This window comes from Pantoea sp. sgz302252 (assembly GCF_047713085.1).
GTDB lineage: Bacteria > Pseudomonadota > Gammaproteobacteria > Enterobacterales > Enterobacteriaceae > Scandinavium.
On sequence record NZ_JBLFJW010000010.1, the window covers coordinates 1 to 18,972 of the forward strand.

At 52.8% G+C, this 18,972-nt stretch carries 13 protein-coding genes; 8 read left to right on the forward strand and 5 right to left on the reverse strand.

The window, feature by feature from the left end; genetic code table 11:
- The 4 genes from ACLW56_RS09530 to ACLW56_RS09545 all read left to right on the forward strand — a co-directional run.
- On the forward strand, window positions 1-967 hold a 967-nt coding region (locus ACLW56_RS09530), incomplete at its 5' end, for an IS110 family transposase (protein ID WP_330983544.1).
- Window positions 968-1,180: 213 nt separating this feature from the next.
- Window positions 1,181-2,362: a tyrosine-type recombinase/integrase gene (locus tag ACLW56_RS09535; RefSeq protein ID WP_330983545.1), complete on the forward strand. Its 1,182-nt coding sequence runs from the start codon at window positions 1,181-1,183 to the stop codon at window positions 2,360-2,362.
- 338 nt (window positions 2,363-2,700) lie between these two features.
- Window positions 2,701-2,901 (forward strand): AlpA family transcriptional regulator, encoded by a 201-nt coding sequence (locus ACLW56_RS09540; protein WP_330983546.1) that lies wholly within the window; start codon window positions 2,701-2,703, stop codon window positions 2,899-2,901.
- Between the two features lie 496 nt (window positions 2,902-3,397).
- Window positions 3,398-6,181, forward strand: coding sequence for a DUF927 domain-containing protein (locus ACLW56_RS09545; RefSeq protein WP_330983547.1), 2,784 nt, complete (start codon window positions 3,398-3,400; stop codon window positions 6,179-6,181).
- Between the two features lie 849 nt (window positions 6,182-7,030).
- On the opposite strand, the gene ACLW56_RS09550 is transcribed toward ACLW56_RS09545, so the two are convergent.
- Both ACLW56_RS09550 and ACLW56_RS09555 read right to left on the reverse strand, forming a co-directional pair.
- Complete coding sequence (locus ACLW56_RS09550) at window positions 7,031-7,807, reverse strand: hypothetical protein (RefSeq protein ID WP_330983548.1); 777 nt, start codon at window positions 7,805-7,807, stop codon at window positions 7,031-7,033.
- On the reverse strand, window positions 7,791-9,872 hold the full coding sequence (locus ACLW56_RS09555; RefSeq protein WP_330983549.1) for a lipase family protein: 2,082 nt from the start codon (window positions 9,870-9,872) through the stop codon (window positions 7,791-7,793). The genes ACLW56_RS09550 and ACLW56_RS09555 overlap by 17 nt, the downstream gene beginning before the upstream one ends.
- Before the next feature lie 172 nt (window positions 9,873-10,044).
- On the opposite strand from ACLW56_RS09555, the gene ACLW56_RS09560 reads away from it, so the two are divergent.
- Complete coding sequence (locus ACLW56_RS09560; protein WP_330983550.1) at window positions 10,045-10,689, forward strand: hypothetical protein; 645 nt, start codon at window positions 10,045-10,047, stop codon at window positions 10,687-10,689.
- Between the two features lie 609 nt (window positions 10,690-11,298).
- Here ACLW56_RS09560 and dadX read toward each other — a convergent pair.
- Together dadX and ACLW56_RS09570 are read right to left on the reverse strand one after the other, a co-directional pair.
- Window positions 11,299-12,369, reverse strand: coding sequence for a catabolic alanine racemase DadX (gene dadX / locus ACLW56_RS09565; RefSeq protein WP_330983551.1), 1,071 nt, complete (start codon window positions 12,367-12,369; stop codon window positions 11,299-11,301).
- A 9-nt stretch (window positions 12,370-12,378) separates the two neighbouring features.
- Complete coding sequence (locus ACLW56_RS09570; RefSeq protein ID WP_330983552.1) at window positions 12,379-13,677, reverse strand: D-amino acid dehydrogenase; 1,299 nt, start codon at window positions 13,675-13,677, stop codon at window positions 12,379-12,381.
- A 319-nt stretch (window positions 13,678-13,996) separates the two neighbouring features.
- Here ACLW56_RS09570 and ACLW56_RS09575 point away from each other — a divergent pair, with 319 nt between their 5' ends.
- Complete coding sequence (locus ACLW56_RS09575; RefSeq protein WP_330983553.1) at window positions 13,997-15,529, forward strand: SpoVR family protein; 1,533 nt, start codon at window positions 13,997-13,999, stop codon at window positions 15,527-15,529.
- A 212-nt stretch (window positions 15,530-15,741) separates the two neighbouring features.
- On the opposite strand, the gene fadR is transcribed toward ACLW56_RS09575, so the two are convergent.
- The gene (fadR, locus tag ACLW56_RS09580; RefSeq protein ID WP_330983554.1) at window positions 15,742-16,461 is read right to left on the reverse strand and encodes a fatty acid metabolism transcriptional regulator FadR; all 720 of its coding nucleotides are present in this window, start codon (window positions 16,459-16,461) and stop codon (window positions 15,742-15,744) included.
- A gap of 213 nt (window positions 16,462-16,674) precedes the next feature.
- Here fadR and nhaB point away from each other — a divergent pair, with 213 nt between their 5' ends.
- Together nhaB and dsbB are read left to right on the forward strand one after the other, a co-directional pair.
- Window positions 16,675-18,210, forward strand: a complete 1,536-nt coding sequence (gene nhaB / locus ACLW56_RS09585; RefSeq protein ID WP_330983555.1) for a sodium/proton antiporter NhaB — start codon at window positions 16,675-16,677, stop codon at window positions 18,208-18,210.
- 161 nt (window positions 18,211-18,371) lie between these two features.
- The gene (gene dsbB / locus ACLW56_RS09590; RefSeq protein ID WP_330983556.1) at window positions 18,372-18,902 is read left to right on the forward strand and encodes a disulfide bond formation protein DsbB; all 531 of its coding nucleotides are present in this window, start codon (window positions 18,372-18,374) and stop codon (window positions 18,900-18,902) included.
- Window positions 18,903-18,972 lie beyond the last annotated feature (70 nt).

The window sequence follows — 18,972 nt, forward strand, 5'->3', positions numbered from 1 at the left end:
TGCCATGATGAGTCTTGTCTCCGTCGGCGTTGATATCGCCAAACTCAAGTTTGATGTTGCTGTCCTGCTGCCAAATCAGAAGTACAAAACCAAAACGTTCTCCAACACCCCTGCCGGATGCCGCGAGTTCCTCAGCTGGCTGACGCGCTTTGGCGACTGTCATGTCTGCATGGAAGCAACGGGCTGCTACAGCACTGAACTGGCCACCCTGCTGGCCGACAGCGGCTGCCACGTTAGCCTCGAAAACCCGGCGCGTATCCACGCGTTCGGTAATACTGAGCTGACCCGCAATAAAACCGACAAAAGTGACGCGGCGCTGATAGCCCGCTACTGCGCCCTGTATCAGCCCGCCCTCTGGTCTCCTGCTCCGCTGAGCGAGCGTCAGTTGACGGCTCTGGTACGGCACCTGCGTAATCTGGAAGAGATGCGTCAGATGGAAGTGAACCGCCGCGAAGCAGCAGATGATGTCATCGTCCCGTCCCTGAACGAGCATGTCGCGGTACTGGAAGACCTGATTGAAGAAACCCGGAAAAAAATAAACCAACATATCGATGATAACCCGGACCTGAAGCGGGACAGGGAGCTACTGAAGAGTATCCCCGGGATAGGCGAGATGCTGAGCGTAAGTCTGCTGGCGTTCGCAGGGAACCTGAGAAGGTTCAGTAACAGTAAGGCTCTGGTGGCATACGCCGGTCTGAATCCACGTCGCTGTGAGTCAGGGATGTGGAAAGGAAAAAGCAGACTGTTGAAAGTGGGTAATGCAGAGTTGCGCAGCGCACTGTATATGCCAGCGGTTGTGGCAGGAAGGTACAATGAGGTGGTGAAAAACCTGATGGAAAGGCTGTCAGCGAGAGGGAAGACAGGAAAAGAACGGGTATGTGCAGGGATGAGAAAACTGCTGCAGCTGGCCTATGGCGTGGTGAAATCCGGACGCGAATTTAATGCTGAGATACCACTTGCCGGATGACCGGCAAGACGGTATCTCTCCCACAGGGAGGATCTGGATAAGTCTTCCTGATTCTCCCCGTGTATCCTGTTGTCTTTTTGCAACACCTTAAGCCCCGCATCTTCTGGCTTACCCGGTTTCCCGTTGTCTATCATTATCTCCTGACGTTTCCCGGAATCGCCCCCACTTTGGGGGCCACTGCGGGGGCGATTTTACAAAAGGAGACCCTGATACATGGCATTAACCGCACGCCAGGCTGACACCGCAAAACCCGCCGATAAGGACTACAAACTCTCCGATGCGGGTGGGCTGTATCTGCTGGTCAAAAAGAACGGTGCAAAATACTGGTGCCTCAAATACCGTTACGGCGGTAAGGAGAAAAAACTCTCCATTGGCGTTTACCCGTCCGTTACACTGGCACAGGCCCGCAGTAAACGCGACGAAGCCCGGCGCATGATAGCAGAGGGCCTTGACCCTTCCCACGAAAAGCAGGCCCAAAAACGCGCCCACCACGAAAGCACCGCTAACACCTTTAAGGCCATCGCGGTTGAATGGTTTGAGCATAAAAGCCGGACGTGGACGGCCCGTTATCTGGCTGACCAGAAAGCCCGCATTGAGAACAACGTATATCCGGCAGTGGGCCTCCGTCCGGTATCTGAGATAAAGCCGCTGGAGATGCTGGACTGCCTGCGCGATATCGAGGGTGCGGGCAAACTCGAAACCCTGCGCAAAACCCGCCAGATTTGCGTGCAGATTTTTGCGTATGCCATTGTGACCGGACGCGCCACCAGCAACCCGGCGGATTACCTTAATACGGCATTACTGTCACCGGAGCGCGGCACGAACCGCAGCCTGAGTGCGGCGCAGTTACCTGCCTTTATGCGCGATGTGATGCAGTCCGTACACATGATGGCAAAAGCAACCCGCCTGCTGATGCTGACCGGGCTGCGTACAGGGGAAATGCGGCTGGGGCGCTGGGAGGAAGTGGATTTTGAGAAGGCCGTATGGGAAATCCCGGCGGCACGCATGAAAAAGCGCCGCCCGCATATGGTGCCCCTGTCCCGTCAGGCGCTGGCCCTGCTGGTGGAACTTAAAGCCCTGGCAGATGCCAGGCACTCCCCGTTCATCCTCCCGTCTGCCTTACGGGCTGACAGGCCGCGCGGTCGTCGCTGCATCAATGATTTTCTGGTTCTGACAGGCTGGCACGACCACACCACCGCCCACGGCTTCCGTCACACGTTCAGTACGCTTGCCCATGATGCGGGCTTTAACTCCGCGTGGATTGAGCTACAGCTTGCCCACGTCGACAAAAACAGCGTTCGCGGCATTTACAACCATGCGCTGTACCTGGACGACCGCCGCACCATGATGCAGTGGTATGCCGATATGCTGGACAGTCTGACCCCGCAGTCATAACTGACAGCACTGCTTTCAGCATCGCCCACTGAATCGCCTGCCAGTGTGCAGGCTTTTTTGTGGCGTAGCATAAACCCCGGATAGACACATGAATTACCCGCCTCAATACCCTGCATTCATGAAAAGATAAGATAAGATAAGATAAATACTGAGTTTCCATCCACTGGTTGTATGTCCACTGGTGTATTTATTTGTCTCCTGAAGTATCCGCCTGTCAATGTACTGTCCGTTCACTGTCGCTATATTATTTTTCCCTCTTTTTTTTGACTTTCTTTTTTATGCAGACCAGGTAAGACTGTATTCATCAAAGACAGCGAAATACAGCAGGAGATATTATCATGCATGCCTCTCTTATTCGTTTTGATGAAGTTATGCGCCGCACAGGGTTCAGCCGCCCGTGGATATATAAGCTCATCAGCAGGGGCGAGTTTCCTGCAATCGTGAAAACAGGCGTGCGTTCGTCCGCGTTTGTTGAGAGCGAGATTGAGGCGTGGATACAGGAGCGGATAAACAAGCGCCCCTCCGGGGATGGCGCATAATAGACTGATATATGGCGCTTTGTTTTTTGATGGTTTTTTGCAGACATCACGCGACGTAAACGAATCCGCACTTTCTTTGTCTTCCGGGCAATGCAGTCTCTGCGACCTGTCGTGATTTTTTCCATTTCTGGTCGCAGAGAATTTCATTTTTTTACGCGCAAATAAATCTGCCAGCGGATTTATTTGAACGTTATTTTATAAAAAATAACGCGCATGGTTTTTATAAAAAATGACGCGTAAAAAATCCTGGTGTGGATTTATACGGACACACCATTCTGCGCGAACAAATTTCCGTGGAGATTTCTGTCGAAAAATTCAGCGATGAAAACGGACGCACAAATTTACGCAAAATAATCTCTGTGGAAATTTCCGTGAGAATTTCTGGTGATGCAGACAACGCAGAATTGACGCACAGATTTACGCAGACACCGCCGCATAAATGTACGCCGGACGTTTTCCCCTCCAGCCATGCCGTTCATTACGCAGGAGAATAATGATGCGCAATATTGACCTTATTCATACCGTCACCGCCGCCGCCAGCGGGCGCTGGCCTGACGTACTGGCAGGACTGGGGATTGCTGTTCCGGCAAGCCCCCGCGCTCAGGTGGCCTGTCCTGCCTGTGGCGGCAAAGACCGTTTTCGTTTTGATGATTACGGGCGCGGCAGCCACTTCTGTAACCAGTGCGGCGCAGGTGACGGACTCAGCCTTGTGCAGAAGGTGAAAGGATGTGATGCAACCACCGCCGCCCGTGAGGTGGCGCAGGTGCTGGGCATCAATCCCGCCGCCCCGGCATCCGTACAGGGCCTGAGACGGGCAGACGCACAACGGCAGGCACAGGACGCGGCCCGGACACAGCAGGCCCCGGAGGAAACCCGCCAGCGACAGGCGCGCTTTACCCGCCGTTATCAGAAAATGACACAGGCCGCGATACCGGGCGAACCGCCTTACCTGACCGCCAAAGGGCTGACCGGATTTCATTATCCGCTGCTGCCTGACGGAACGCTGCTGCTTGCGCTGGTGGATGCCTCCGGCACCGTTACCGCCGCACAGACCATTACCCCGCAGGGTGAAAAGCGCCTGCTGGTGGATTCTGCCAAACGGGGAACATGTCATGTCCTGAATGCAGGTTCAGGCGGATCTCTGCCACAGGACGTGCAGACCGTCATTCTTGCTGAAGGGCTGGCAACTGCGCTCAGTGTTCACCTGCTGCGCCCGGATGCGATGACCGTGTGCGCCGTGGATGCAGGCAATCTGCACCCTGTGGCACTGGCGCTGCGTGAGCGTTACCCACAGGCCGCATTCATCCTTGCGGCGGATAACGACCACGAGCCGGGCAAACCCAACACCGGGAAACAGGCCGCAGAGAAAGCCGCGCGTGCCGTTGCCGGACGCGTGGCCCTGCCACCGGGTGACATTCGCGCCGACTGGAACGATATCCACCAGCAGCAGGGGCTGAAAACCACCACAGCGCTGTTTGACGCGTCACTGTATAAACCAGAGGCTGAGACGATGAAACCCCGTTTAACATCCGCTGAACGCACATTTACGCCACGACAGGACAAGCGTACCGGAGGCGACCCCCTGCTGCCGTTCATTGAGTCCGGCGAGCGGGGTGTGTTCTGGACTGAGCCACAGCTGAACAGACAGACCAGCCAGATAACCCACAAAACGACCTGGCTCTGTGACCCGGTGGAGGTCATCGGCGAAGGCGTGGACGCCGACAGCGATGATACGTTTATTTCCCTGCGCTGGACCCGCCACGGCAGCAATGAGACCGTGAGCAAGGTCATGCGTCCGGGGCTGATTGGCGACCCGCAAGGCTGGGCGTTTCTCAAAAATAACGGTCTGAATGTGGTCACATCCCCCCATCACCGCGCCCGGCTGGCGGACTGGATATTGCGACAGGCCTGGCACGGGCAGCACTTCATCGCATCGGCCTGCGCGGGCTGGGCGGGAAACGCCTATATCATGCCGGACGGCAACGTCATCGGTGAGCCGGAAACCCCGGTAATGTTCACAGGGGGCAGTGCAGCCCGTTCTGCTTATGGCGTGAAAGGCACAACCGAAAGCTGGCGGGAGCATGTGGCCCGGCTGGCGCACCGGAACCCCTTCCAGATGCTGGCAGCGGCGACGGCGTTTGCGGCACCGCTTATCGGGATAGTGGACGCAGACGGCTTCGGTATTCATCTTTATGCCGACAGTACCGCAGGCAAGACCACCGCAGAGGATTTCGCCACCAGCCTGTACGGCTTACCCAAACCGCAGCGCCTGTCGTGGTACGGTACAGCACTCGGCATTGCCAACGAAGCACAGGCGCATAACCACGGTCTGCTGGCGCTCGATGAAATTGAACAGGCTTCCCACCCCCGCCACGTGTTCACCTCGGCCTATACGCTGTTTAACGGCAAGGGTAAATTGCAGGGCGACCCGAACGGCGGCAACCGGGAGATGAAAAGCTGGGAAACCGTGGTTATCAGTACAGGTGAAAAGAGCGTGGAGACCTTTCTTGCCGGAGCGGGCATTAAGGTGAAGGCCGGGCAACTGGTGCGTCTGCTCAATATCCCCGTTACCCGCCCCACCGAACTGTACGGATACGCCAGCGGCAAAGACCATGCCGACGCGATGAAGGCCGGATGGCTGGCGCATCACGGTGCTGCCGGGTGCGAGTGGATAACATGGCTTGCGACACACAAGGACACCGCAAAGGCCGCTTATGCTGAGGCGCTGGCCCGCTGGAATACGGTTATTCCGGCTGATTACGGTGAGCAGGTGCACCGGGTAAAAGACCGCTTTGCGATACTGGAAGCCGCGCTGCTGCGGTCCGTGCATATCACAGGCTGGGAAGTGCAGACGTGCCGCGATGCCTTACAGCATGTGTTTAACGTCTGGATAGCGGAATTTGGCACAGGCAACAAAGAGCATGCGCAGATTATTGAACAGGCCACCACCTTTCTGATGGCAAACAGTATCAGCCGCTTTATTCCCGTTGATTTTGACGAAGTGAGTCAGCTTAACGTTCACAACCTTGCCGGATATAAAGACAAGGGGGCGCAGCAGACCGGGGAGCCTGTAACGTTCTACGTGCTGCCCGCGCCGTTTAAGGATGAACTGGCGAACGGGTTCGACGTGAACCAGGTCGCCCGCGTGTTGTATGACGCCGGAATGCTGAAAAAGCCCGCCAGAAGCTGGCAGGGGCGCACACCGCGCATCCGGCATATGAACAACCGACAGTTACGGGCTTATACCGTGCTGCTGGTGGACGACAGCGAGCCAGAATAGCGCACTCACATTAGCAGCCCCGTTTTTATGTTGGTTCAGTTGTCTCAGATAAGTAATAAAATAAATAATACATTGTTATTATTTATTTTATTACTTATCTGAGACAACACTGAGACAACATCAGGCATTTTTGAGACAACAACGGGCCATTCTGAACCAACAGAAAAATCAGCTTTCCGTTTTCCTGTTTCCTGGCTGGCTTTTTTTAAGTAACAAGCTCTCCCGCGCCGCAGTTGTCTCAGAAATGTTAACGTGTTGTCTCAAATCCGGGCTGGGTTGTCTCAGCATTTTTTTATAACAGGCTGATTTAGAATACAAAGAAGGATTTTGAGACAACTGAACCAACTGAGACAACAGTTTGAGAGGGCCTTACAGGTAAAAAATTCGATTGCCTGATATCAGCTCAGACGCTACGAAACACCAAAGAGGTTTACGGATGGGCTCACTACGCGGCGGTCAGGGCAAAAAAAGCCCCTTACCGAAAGGAAGGGGCTAAAGAAGCGAGTAAATAATGAATGCAGTATTCTCACCCGAGTCTAAGTGCCCGAGGCGCGTACAAAACCACATTATTTTTGTGATTTCAAACACCTGTGGCAATAAATCGTCGGCGGAAGCTGTTATGAGATTTTTCTCCAGGCATAAATCTTATCTACTCCCTCCAGCCAGTGCACCCGGCTACCTTTTCACCACCAGCAGGAGGGGGGCAGGTTAATCTCTGCAACGTCCGCAGAACGTGACGGCCCGCATCGTCAAATTTTTGTACCCGCGAAATTAAAAAATTACTCAGAATGGATTGCACAACTGGAAAGCCCACCAGCAGGTTTAGCTGGTGGGGAAAAAGAGCGAAGATCATTTCATCGAAAGAAGTTTTTCATAATCAGGTTTTGTTTTTCGAACATGCTCGACACTGCCATCTGGATAAGTGATTACCATGCCTATACCGCGTTCCTTATCACCTTCAAGTAATACACTTTTATCATGATGCAATTGTGGCTCAATAGCGATTTTTTGAGTGTTTTTAAGCTGATAGCGTCTGCTCCATTTTTCATAAGCTGTATCGCCACCAAACAGATCAATGTAAGTTTCATTAAACATTTTATTGATTACTGTTGTAGGGAAAAAATCAGCCTGAATATTGAGATCCCCATTGGCCTCCTTCGCTCTCCCTGTACCATAGCCATCACTGAGGCCATAGCGACCAAAGTCAAATATATAATTGGTCGCAATAACCTCTTTTCCCTTCGCCAGTGAGTTATTCATAGATAGCTGGAAACTAACCCGAACTGAACTAAGGTACCACTGACACGAACCGCCGCCCTCAATAGCTACTCGCTGTTGCCAGATATTACTGTTTCCCTGCTGGCTAAATTGTTGCTCAAAGTCGTTATAACCGGGAATATCATGCGGCTCATTGCTTGAGTTGTAACGAACGGTTTTACACTTTTCAGAGCGATACAATAGCTCCGCTGGCAGTAACGTCACACCATCAGGCACCCTGAAGCTTACATTTACCCATTTAGCATCTTTGGGGGGAACAAGTGTGCGATCAGTGCGATCTCCACATCCGTAGAGCAATACGAGCATTGGCAGAGTGACTGCAATTTTTATTTTATCTGGAAAATTCAACGTCTTCCTCCGTGACCGCCGCAAAGCGAATAAGTGAGTTTTTCCCAGTTTCTTCATTCTGCGTCCGTTGCAGGGCAATCGGCAACATGTCCTGAAGAGCCAGAAACTCACGATTTCGTTTTACCTCATCTTCATTCGCATGTTGTGAAGCGCCTTTGTCCACCTCTTCTTTAAATCGTTCCCGCATTTCCTTTCGACTCATGGGACGTCCAGGGTCTGCCAGTTCCAGAACCTGATTGTGGATGTAAGGCAGATAACGATGCGCCATCGAATGGCTGAGGGGATTTGAAACAAGGCCATCCAGTGCGGGATTAGTATTTTTCGGAAAGGCGTTCTCAAGGCTGGTTGGGTTCAGGCACTGGATAAATGCAGCCTGGTGTTCCCCGGTTGATTTCAGGCATTCATCATTCAGGGATGGCACCAGAAAAAGCTTCACATGAGCATAATGTGGGGTATACATCTGACCATCGTACAGGCTTTTTTGACCGGGGCCCGTTAGCTTCATGGAACCTTGTTGCGCCTGGAAGAAAATAACGGTATTACCGTGATGCCAGTATGGATCTTTTTTCAGCTCGATCCCCAGTTGTAGCTCCATATCTTTCTGCCAGAGTGAAGCGGGTAAACCAGCTACGGACACCGCCAGCCAGTTGAAACCAAGTTTAGAGCCCAGCGGCCCCAGCTTCTGATAAAACAAATTATCCACATCAATATCCATAGGCACCTGCGGCACCGTATCATTGTCATTAACGTGGCGATAGTGAGTGATGTTGTCCAGATATGGCATTGCCGCCCGTGTGAAAGTTCGGGGCATTCCATAGGTGTACAACACGGGTTGGTTCATTTTCATCTCTGCTGCATAGAGTAATGCCAGAGAGCCGCCCAGGCTGTGACCGCAAATAAATAGTTTTTTCGTTCCTTGGGCTTCATAAAGTGATGTGTTTATCTCTTTAAAAACAGAGTCAAACTTTCTTTTTGCCAGTTCATAAGCCTCCAGAAAACCACCATGAATATTTCCCGCACCAGCAAGTTCTGGCAGGCAGCGCTTTGGACCAAAAGAGGCGTCTGTCAGGGCATTCAGAAGACTGTCGGTTCCGCACCATGCAACCAGAACATACGCACCACACTCTACCGTAAACAGGCGGGTGTCTCCTTCGGGGTTATCTCCCTGCCCTGTATTCAGGTACACAGGAGACAGGTAGCGCTCACTGAACGGTACATCCACCGCCAGCGTGTGAAAATAAGACGGGAACTCGGCAAAACGGGGGATACAAGATAAATCCTGGCATTGTTGACGGAAGAAATAATCAATCGTGTTATTTTCAGCTTCGGCGGAATAAACCAGATCAGCCATGATGCCAAGATTATAACCGTTCATGAGGTCATAATCTTGGGTATCATGTAGCCCCATCACCCACGCCCGGAACGGGCAAATTTCGATAACGTGGCGCTTATCGAGTGCCTCCCGCGCTATCTCAGTGCCGTTTAGCGACTTGCCCGACTGAAAATGAAACTTTGGTGGCTCACTGTCCGTCCAGCCCTTAATATCCGGCAGGCGATCGCAAAGTTCACCAATCGTTACATAGTGGTGCATATGCCCGGCAGTTTCGACTTTTTCCTGCACATCAGATCGCCACGCAGGATCGCGGGTTTCTGGTTTAAATATATTGTTGCTTACTGGCTGGCTGTTTGGATTACGACGGATACCCAGCGGACGCTGCTCCATCTCGTCGGCCAGTTGCTGCCCGTCAACCTTCACATCAACCGTTACCCAGTAAAGATCATCGAAACGGACCAGTCCCTGAGAGTCGGTGATACCGGCTGGCGGATTAGGTGGCGGCGTGGGGTTATAGCTGTAGCCGCGACTTTTAGCGATAGCCACTTCCTTGTCAGAGGCCAGCGGGTGATACTCCAGCCGCACGTTCAGCCCGGAAACAGGCTTGTTATTCTCGTCTACAAACTGGAGCTCCAGCCAGTATTTGTGCGGCTCTCCACGGCATATAACGACTTTCCCTTTGGGTCTGATGCTGGTGACAGTCGTATTGTCACCGATGATTTCCATACCCATGCTATTTCCTTGCACTTAAAATGGTTAAACAACGCTCATCATACACCGCACGAGACTTAACCAAAATTCCTTCGCGGGAATAATATGTTACGGAGAATGGCGTATTCTTAACTCATACCATTTTCACCACGTGTTCTTATGTGGCTCAGAACCCGTTACTGAAGGTTTACCCATGCTGATGACCAAAGCCGCCTACGCCCGGCACAAAGGCGTAAGCCGTCAGACCGTCTACGACCGGATAGCCAGAGGTGAGCTTGTGCTGGTGGGGGGTAAAATTGATGCCAGTGCCTCAGAACGAAAAGCAACGGGCTTTGTCACTCCTGATGCATGGCGTGACGACAGCAAGCGGGTAAACATTTCGCCGAAAGCTGCGCTATTTTCTCAGAACAGCGATTATTCGGAAGAGAAAAATCAGGTTATCCCGGTAAGTCCTGACGAAGCCGCAGCAATCGTGCTGGCGCTCGATGATGTTTATCCACCCGCGACGGACTACGAAGAACTACAGACCCGCATCCTCGATGCCGTGGAGGCGCTGGGGCTTGAGGTTATAACGCTGGATATTGAAGGCGACGAAGAACATATCAGCGGAATTGCTGTATATGACCCGGAGCAGTGCCGCGAGGTAATGCGCTTTGAGTCGTTTCTGTTTGAGCTTGAGGCGCTGACGTTTCTCCGCTGGCTGGTGGTGTCGAAGCGATTAACAGACAGCTACCTGAATAACGCCACAAAAATTGGGCTGGCTGCGCTGGCAGAGCCGTTTATCACCTCTGCTCAGGATATTTACAGCGAGCGCTTTGATTTTGACGAGGACGCATAACGACAGGCCGAAAAGTGTCAGGTGTAAACCTGCGAATGTTAATTTTTGTTAAGGTTTATCGCTAAAAGTGTCAAGTTTGAAGAGGCTAGAAAAATGCCAGGGGGGGGACAGTCAAAAATCAGCAGCATATTTGACAGAATTCCCCCCGCCAGGAACGCGCGAACACAAGAGGGGGTGCGATTAGAGCACCTTTAATGCTGAGTTACGACAGAAACGCAGGAATGCCCAAAAATGATTTTTTTTGCACAAAAACGCCCGAATTCTGATCAGAAATGAGCACTGTTTATGCAAAAATGCTCACGAATTTCGAATAATAGCGAGTCTGAGCGAAGAATAGCGAATAACGGAAATTATCGTCATCGGGTGCAGGGGTGAAATTTTACCCCCTGCACCGCTGGTGATATACTGGCCTTCCTTTCCTCTCTCCCTGCTAAATGTAACTCCCTGTAACAGGTCTGATTTCTACATTTGGGGGCGATTCCGGGGGCCAAAAATTATCGTTCATTTAAAAAACCTTTTAAATTCAATTAAATTATGCGCCTCTGATCTTCTCCCACAGGGAGAGGGAGCAAACACTAAAGGCCTTTTCCCAGGAAAAGGCCTTGCTGTTTACCTCGTCACCACGGGCACGCGCGGTGCCAAAGCACACATCAATTCATAGCCCACCGTGCCACAGTGGCTTGCCACATCATCAATTTTAATTTCTTTGCCCCACAGCTCGACTGGTGTGCCGATACCGGCCTGCGGGCAGGGTGTTAAATCGACTGCCAGCATATCCATCGAGACGCGCCCTACTGTGCCTGTGCGAATGCCGTCCACCAGCACAGGCGTGCCGTCGGGCGCTATTCGCGGATAACCATCAGCGTAACCACAAGCCACTATTCCGATGCGCTGTTCCTGCGTTGCGGTGTAACAGCGGCCATAGCCAACGGTGTCACCCGGCTTCAGGTTTTGCACGCCGATGATTTCACTGCTGAGCGTCATCACCGGTTTCAGTCCACTGTTGGCGATATCCTGCCATTTCCCGGACGGGGACGCGCCATAAAGCACTATGCCCGGGCGAACCCAGTCGAAATGTGCTTCAGGATGCCAGAGCGTGGCGGCGGAGTTAGACAACGAGCGTGGGCAATTCAGTCCTTCCGCCGCTTGTTCAATCTGTGCCATCGCTTCGTTGATGCCTTCCGGATTTTCTGCATCAGCGAAATGCGACATCAGCGTCATGTCGCTGACGTTGCTCATCCCACGCAGTTGCTTCCAGACGGTGTGGATTTTATCCGGCGTGAAACCAAGACGGTTCATGCCGCTGTTCACCTTCACGTAAACATCCAGCGGAGCCTGCAAACGCGCATTTTGCAGCGCTTTAAGCTGCCAGTTGCTGTGCACCGTGGTGGTGAGTCGGTACTGGTCATAAAGCGGTAAATCTTCTGCGTGGAAAAAGCCTTCCAGCATCAGGATCGGGCCTTTCCAGCCGCGCTCACGCAGCAGAATGGCTTCTTCCAGATTGAGCATCGCGAAACCATCGGTCTCGTTCAGCGCCCCCCAGATACGCTCCAGACCGTGACCGTAGGCGTTGGCCTTAACCACTGACCAGACGCGAGAATCCGGTGCCGCACGTCGAACAACGGAGAGATTCTGCCGTAGCGCCTGCAAATCAAGGCTGGCAAGAACAGGACGAGACATAACTGCTCCTTAGTTGTGCGCGCCGTGCAAATGCTGTGGGCGCGACGGTGTAAAGCCTGACTGATAGCGGGCGGCGCTCAAATCATCGTAAGGAATGGCCGGCGTGCGACCCGAGATAAGGTCACTCAACAGCTGGCCGGAACCACAAGCCATGGTCCAGCCGAGCGTGCCATGCCCGGTATTGGTCCAGAGATTTTTAAATGGCGTGCGGCCCACAACCGGCGTGCCATCTGGTGTCATCGGACGCAGACCTGTCCAGAATGTCGCCTGCTCAACGTGACCGCCGCGCGGGAACAGATCGCGCACCACCATCTCCAGCGTTTCACGACGTGGCTGCAACAGCTCGGTGTTAAAGCCGACAATTTCTGCCATCCCGCCCACGCGAATGCGGTTATCGAAACGCGTAATCGCAATCTTGTAAGTTTCATCAAGGATAGTTGAAAGCGGCGCGCCATTGTCTTCTTTCACCGGAATGGTGAGTGAGTAGCCTTTCAGCGGGTAGACAGGAATATCGAGAATGCCTTTGAGCATCGCGGTGGAATAAGAGCCGAACGCCATCACATAGGCATCCGCTTTGATAATGTCATCGCCACATTTCACGCCGTAAATCTGGTCGCCCTCAGACAAAAGACGATCCACTGGCGTATTAAAGCGAAACACCACTCCCGCCTCTTCCGCCATTTTCGCCAGACGCTGCGTGAATAACTGACAGTCGCCGGTTTCATCATTTGGCAGACGCAGGCCGCCGGTGAGTTTGTGGGCAACCTCAGCCAGGGCAGGTTCGACTTCCGCCAGACGGCTGGCTTCGAGCAACTGATAAGGGACGCCTGCATCCTGTAACACGGCGATGTCGCGGGTGGCGTTCTCATATTGTTGTTCAGTACGGAACAGCTGTAAGGTGCCGCCCTGACGACCTTCGTATTCAATGCCGGTGGTGTCGCGCAAGGCTTTCAGGCAGTCGCGACTGTATTCCGCCAGCCGCACCATGCGCCCTTTGTTTTCCATGTAGTGGCGGGTGTCGCAGTTGCGCAACATCTGCCACATCCATTTCAACTGGAACTGGGTGCCATCCAGGCTGATTGCCAACGGTGCGTGGCGCTGGAACATCCATTTGATGGCTTTCAGTGGCACACCCGGTGCGGCCCAGGGTGCAGCATAACCCGGTGAGATCTGCCCGGCGTTGGCCGCGCTGGTTTCCAGCGCGGGCCCCGGTTCCCTGTCGATAACCGTGACCTCGTGCCCGGCCTGGCGCAAATACCAGGCACTGGCCACGCCCACAACCCCACTTCCCAGGATGACGATTCGCATAGCGACTCCAGATACGTAAAAGAATAATCCTCTGATTACAAATTGATAACCCAGTTGAAAATATTATTCAACATACGCTTTATTTATGGTGACTTATCTCACACCCAGCCGCGCTATAAAGGTATGCAAGGATTTGCGATCTTTTACTCTTGCCCCGAATTCGTCAGCACAAAATTCTGTAAATCAGGAAAAACATCGCCGTTGACGCAGGGAAATCGCGAAGAAAATATTTTGCCGATCGCGCATTACGTTTTGAGTGTTCTATTCTTGATATGAGGCTCTCCAGACAGAGAGGGCCATCAACAACGAGGGCGCGCTAATGGCTACGATTGATTCCATGAATAAGGACACCACACGTCTGAGCGATGGACCCGACTGGACCTTCGAACTGCTGGACACCTATCTGGCGGAAATCGATCGGGTGGCAAAACTGTACCGTCTTGACACCTATCCTCACCAAATCGAAGTCATTACCTCCGAGCAGATGATGGATGCCTACTCCAGCGTCGGGATGCCCATCAACTACACCCACTGGTCGTTCGGCAAGAAGTTCATCGAAACGGAGCGGCTCTACAAACACGGGCAGCAAGGGCTGGCGTATGAAATCGTCATTAACTCCAACCCGTGTATCGCCTATTTAATGGAAGAGAACACCATGACCATGCAGGCGCTGGTGATGGCGCACGCCTGCTACGGGCATAACTCTTTCTTCAAGAATAACTACCTGTTCCGCAGCTGGACCGATGCCAGCTCAATAATCGATTACCTTATCTTCGCCCGCAAATACATTACCGAGTGCGAAGAACGCTATGGCGTGGATGAGGTGGAAAAACTGCTTGACTCCTGTCATGCACTGATGAATTACGGCGTTGACCGCTACAAACGTCCGCAGAAAATCTCCTTGCAGGAGGAGAAAGCCCGGCAGAAAAGCCGTGAAGAGTATCTGCAAAGCCAGGTGAATACCTTGTGGCGCACCCTGCCGAAGAAAGAGGAAGAGAAAATTGTCGCCGAAGCGCGGCGCTATCCTTCCGAACCGCAGGAAAACATTCTCTATTTTATGGAGAAAAACGCGCCGCTGCTGGAGTCCTGGCAGCGTGAGATCCTGCGTATCGTGCGCAAGGTAAGCCAGTATTTCTACCCGCAGAAACAGACTCAGGTGATGAACGAAGGCTGGGCGACGTTCTGGCATTACACCATTCTGAATCATCTGTATGACGAAGGGAAAGTGACCGAGCGCTTTATGCTGGAGTTCCTGCACAGCCATACCAACGTGGTGTTCCAGCCGCCGTATAACAGCCCCTGGTACAACGGCATTAACCCGTATGCGCTGGGGTTTGCGATGTTCCAGGACATCAAACGCATTTGTCAGTCGCCTACTGAAGAAGATAAGTACTGGTTCCCGGACATTGCGGGTTCCGACTGGCTCGACACGCTGCATTTCGCGATGCGGGATTTCAAAGATGAAAGCTTTATCAGCCAGTTCCTGTCGCCGAAGGTGATGCGAGATTTCCGGCTGTTTACCGTGCTCGATGACGATCACAACAACTACCTCGAAATTTCGGCGATCCACAACGAAGAAGGCTACCGTGAAATTCGCAACCGTCTCTCTTCCCAGTACAACCTGAGTAACCTGGAGCCGAACATTCAGGTCTGGAATGTGGATTTACGCGGAGATCGTTCGCTGACGTTGCGTTATGTGCCGCACAACCGTGCGCCGCTGGATATGGGGCGTCGGGAAGTGTTGAAGCATGTGCATCGTCTGTGGGGATTTGACGTATTGCTTGAGCAGCAAAATGCCGATGGCAGCGTAGAGTTGCTGGAACGTTGCCCGCCCAGACCGAATCTGCTTTAGGCATAAAAAAACCGGGGAACCCCGGTTGAGAGTGATGACAAACCTCTAACGAATGAGATCTGTCATAGGGTACCGAATAAAAAACAAGGAAAATCAATTTATTGATTTTCGGCTGCTCACCACAAAGAAGGAAAAACCACGCTTTTTCCTTCTTTGTCAGCAGTCTGACCGGGGAAACCCGGTTTTTTTCTCTCTGAAATTTGTCGGCCAGATCAGCGGCTGTGCATCGCCAAATCGCCCGGCAGGGTTTTCTGCATTTTGTGCCAGATAAGACCGGACTCATGGCCATAGCGACGCACGGTTTCATACACCTGATCGTGCAGACCTTCCTCACACACTTTCGCCAACTGATGGTAGAAGCCCAGCGCCAGGCTGCGTGCTTCAGGGCTGGCAAAATAGTGACGACCGATGCGGGTATACAGGCCTTTCATGCCGTTCAGGATCAGACCGTAAATCGGGTTACCGGACGCAAACGCCAGACCGCGGAAAATGCTGTAATCCAGTTTGGCGAACGCATCAGCATGATCTTCCACTTCACGCGCCGTCGCCAGCACGGCCAGAGCATCTTCAGGATGCTGACGGAAAGCGGTGCGAATAAAGATAGTGGCGATGTTGGTGCGCACAGACAGCAGATTATCAATGAGCTGTGGGACACGATCGTGATCCAGACGAGCCAACGTTTCGAGAATATTTAAGCCCGACGTTTCCCAGAAATTATTGACCTTCGTGGGTTTGCCGTGCTGAATGGTCAACCAGCCATCGCGGGCCAGTCGTTGCAACACTTCGCGTAAGGTGGTGCGGGTGACGCCGATCAGTTCAGAAAGTTCACGTTCTGCTGGCAGGATGGTTCCAGGGGGGAAGCGGTTATTCCAGATACTTTCAATGATGTACTCTTCCGCGAACCCCGCCGGGCTCTGCGCCTTAATGACCATAGTGAGATTTCCATTACACAGCGTTGCAAAATGGTACTCATCATACCAGAGCCAAAGAGGGGCAGATAGCGCAGCTCTGCAATTAAACGGGATCGCCGTTTCATTTTCTCAAAATTGTAACACCCGCTTCGCTTGATCCCCGCGCGCTCAGGCACGATACTTCCTCCTCTCTTTCAGGAAACTGAATTCTTTTGACGGGATCGGAACTCTGTCGTGGAAATATCAACCTCTCGTGCGCTGTGGCGCAATTTTCTGGGTCAGTCACCTGACTGGTACAAGTTAACGCTTCTTATCTTCCTGGCAATCAACCCGATTGTCTTTTTCATTGACCCCTTTGTGGCTGGATGGCTGCTGGTGGCGGAGTTTATCTTTACTCTCGCGATGGCCCTGAAATGCTATCCCCTGCTGCCTGGCGGCCTGCTGGCGATTGAAGGCGTGGCGATTGGCATGACCAGCGCAGAGCATGTGCGTGAAGAGATTGCCGGAAACCTGGAGGTGCTGTTGCTGCTGGTATTTATGGTCGCCGGCATCTATTTCATGAAACAGCTTTTGCTGTTCATTTTCACGCGTCTGCTGTTGACCATTCAAAGCAAACAGATCCTCTCCGTGGCCTTTTGCCTTGCGGCAGCGTTTCTTTCCGCTTTCCTTGATGCTTTGACCGTTGTGGCGGTGATTATCAGCGTCGCCGTGGGGTTTTATGGCATTTATCATCGCGTCGCCTCCGCTCGTCCTAACGATAACGACATGCTCGATGACAGCCACATTGAGATCCACAATCGCGAGGTTCTGGAGCAATTCCGAGGTTTCTTGCGCAGCCTGATGATGCACGCCAGCGTTGGTACCGCACTTGGCGGCGTGATGACCATGGTGGGCGAACCTCAGAATCTGATCATTGCCAAAACGGCGGGCTGGCATTTTGGTGAGTTCTTCTTGCGCATGCTGCCTGTTACCGTGCCCGTCTTCGTCTGTGGCTTGCTAACCTGCCTGCTGGTGGAGAAATTCAAATGGTTTGGTTATGGCGAGCAATTACCGGAGAGCGTCCGTGAAGTTCTGAAGGATTATGATACTCGCAGCCGTGAACAGCGTACGCGCCAGGAAACACTGAAGCTTGTTGTTCAGAGTATTATTGGCGTCTGGTTGGTGGTGGCACTTGCGCTGCATCTTGCCGAAGTCGGCTTAATTGGCCTGACGGTGATCATTCTCGCGACGTCTCTGACCGGGGTGACGGATGAACATGCCATTGGTAAAGCCTTTACCGAAGCGTTACCGTTCACCGCCCTGCTCACCGTGTTTTTCGCGGTGGTGGCAGTCATTATCGATCAGCACCTGTTTGCCCCGATTATCGAGTTCGTGCTGCAAGCGTCTCCGCATGCTCAGCTGTCGCTGTTCTATCTGTTCAACGGGTTACTCTCCTCCATTTCCGATAACGTGTTTGTGGGGACGGTTTATATCAATGAAGCCAAATCCGCGCTTGAACATGGCGCGATTACCCTGCCGCAGTTTGAAATGCTGGCCGTTGCCATTAATACCGGCACCAACCTGCCTTCGGTTGCCACCCCGAACGGCCAGGCCGCGTTCTTGTTCCTGCTCACTTCAGCACTGGCGCCATTAATTCGCCTTTCCTACGGAAGAATGGTGTGGATGGCGCTGCCCTATACGATTGTTCTGACGCTGGTAGGATTGCTGTGTGTGGAGCTCACACTTATCCCTTATAGCGAATGGTTGTTTGTCCGCCCAAGGCCTGATTAACAGCGCACCGTTACCGGTACATTAATTTTTCTCTGATTGACGCCCGGACCGCTTTCCGGGCAAATCCCCCCCTTTTACGCAATAATTTCTACCGACATAGTGGCGGAGTAAATGTTTTCGTTTACACTGCGTGTGTCTTAGCACGTTCCAGGGAAATGATTATGTTGCGATTTTTAAACCAGTGCTCGCGCGGTCGCGGAGCATGGTTGTTATTAGCGTTGACCGCTTTTGCATTGGAGATGGTGGCGCTGTGGTTCCAGCACGTGATGCTGTTGAAACCTTGTGTCCTTTGCATCTACGAGCGTTGCGCGCTGTTCGGTGTGATGGGTGCAGGCATTGTCGGTATGATTGCACCGAAATCGCCGTTACGTTTTGCCGCGATAGGTATCTGGATTTACAGCGCGATTCGCGGGCTGCAGCTGGCATGGGAACACACCATGATCCAGCTTCACCCTTCTCCGTTCCAGACCTGTGACTTTGCAGCCCGCTTCCCGACGTGGCTGCCGCTGGATAAATGGCTGCCGCAGGTGTTTGTTGCCAGCGGTGACTGCTCCGTACGCCAGTGGGAGTTTCTGAGTCTGGAAATGCCGCAGTGGCTGGTCGGTATCTTTGCGGCATTCCTGATTGTCGCGCTGCTGGTACTGATTGCTCAGCCTTTCAAACCGAAGAAACGTGACCTGTTCGGACGCTGAGTGATACCTCTTAAAAAACCCGCCCCCGCGGGTTTTTTTATGCTTCCCTTTTGCCCAATAGGCCTGAAAA

Excerpts from the sequence above, each read along its gene's own strand:
- ACLW56_RS09570 (WP_330983552.1), bottom strand. The coding sequence starts at position 13,677 with ATGCGAATCGTCATCCTGGGAAGTGGGGTTGTGGGCGTGGCCAGTGCC.
- ACLW56_RS09560 (WP_330983550.1), top strand. The coding sequence starts at position 10,045 with ATGCTGATGACCAAAGCCGCCTACGCCCGGCACAAAGGCGTAAGCCGT.
- ACLW56_RS09535 (WP_330983545.1), top strand. The coding sequence starts at position 1,181 with ATGGCATTAACCGCACGCCAGGCTGACACCGCAAAACCCGCCGATAAG.
- dadX (WP_330983551.1), bottom strand. The coding sequence starts at position 12,369 with ATGTCTCGTCCTGTTCTTGCCAGCCTTGATTTGCAGGCGCTACGGCAG.
- fadR (WP_330983554.1), bottom strand. The coding sequence starts at position 16,461 with ATGGTCATTAAGGCGCAGAGCCCGGCGGGGTTCGCGGAAGAGTACATC.
- dsbB (WP_330983556.1), top strand. The coding sequence starts at position 18,372 with ATGTTGCGATTTTTAAACCAGTGCTCGCGCGGTCGCGGAGCATGGTTG.
- ACLW56_RS09575 (WP_330983553.1), top strand. The coding sequence starts at position 13,997 with ATGGCTACGATTGATTCCATGAATAAGGACACCACACGTCTGAGCGAT.
- ACLW56_RS09545 (WP_330983547.1), top strand. The coding sequence starts at position 3,398 with ATGCGCAATATTGACCTTATTCATACCGTCACCGCCGCCGCCAGCGGG.
- ACLW56_RS09540 (WP_330983546.1), top strand. The coding sequence starts at position 2,701 with ATGCATGCCTCTCTTATTCGTTTTGATGAAGTTATGCGCCGCACAGGG.
- ACLW56_RS09555 (WP_330983549.1), bottom strand. The coding sequence starts at position 9,872 with ATGGGTATGGAAATCATCGGTGACAATACGACTGTCACCAGCATCAGA.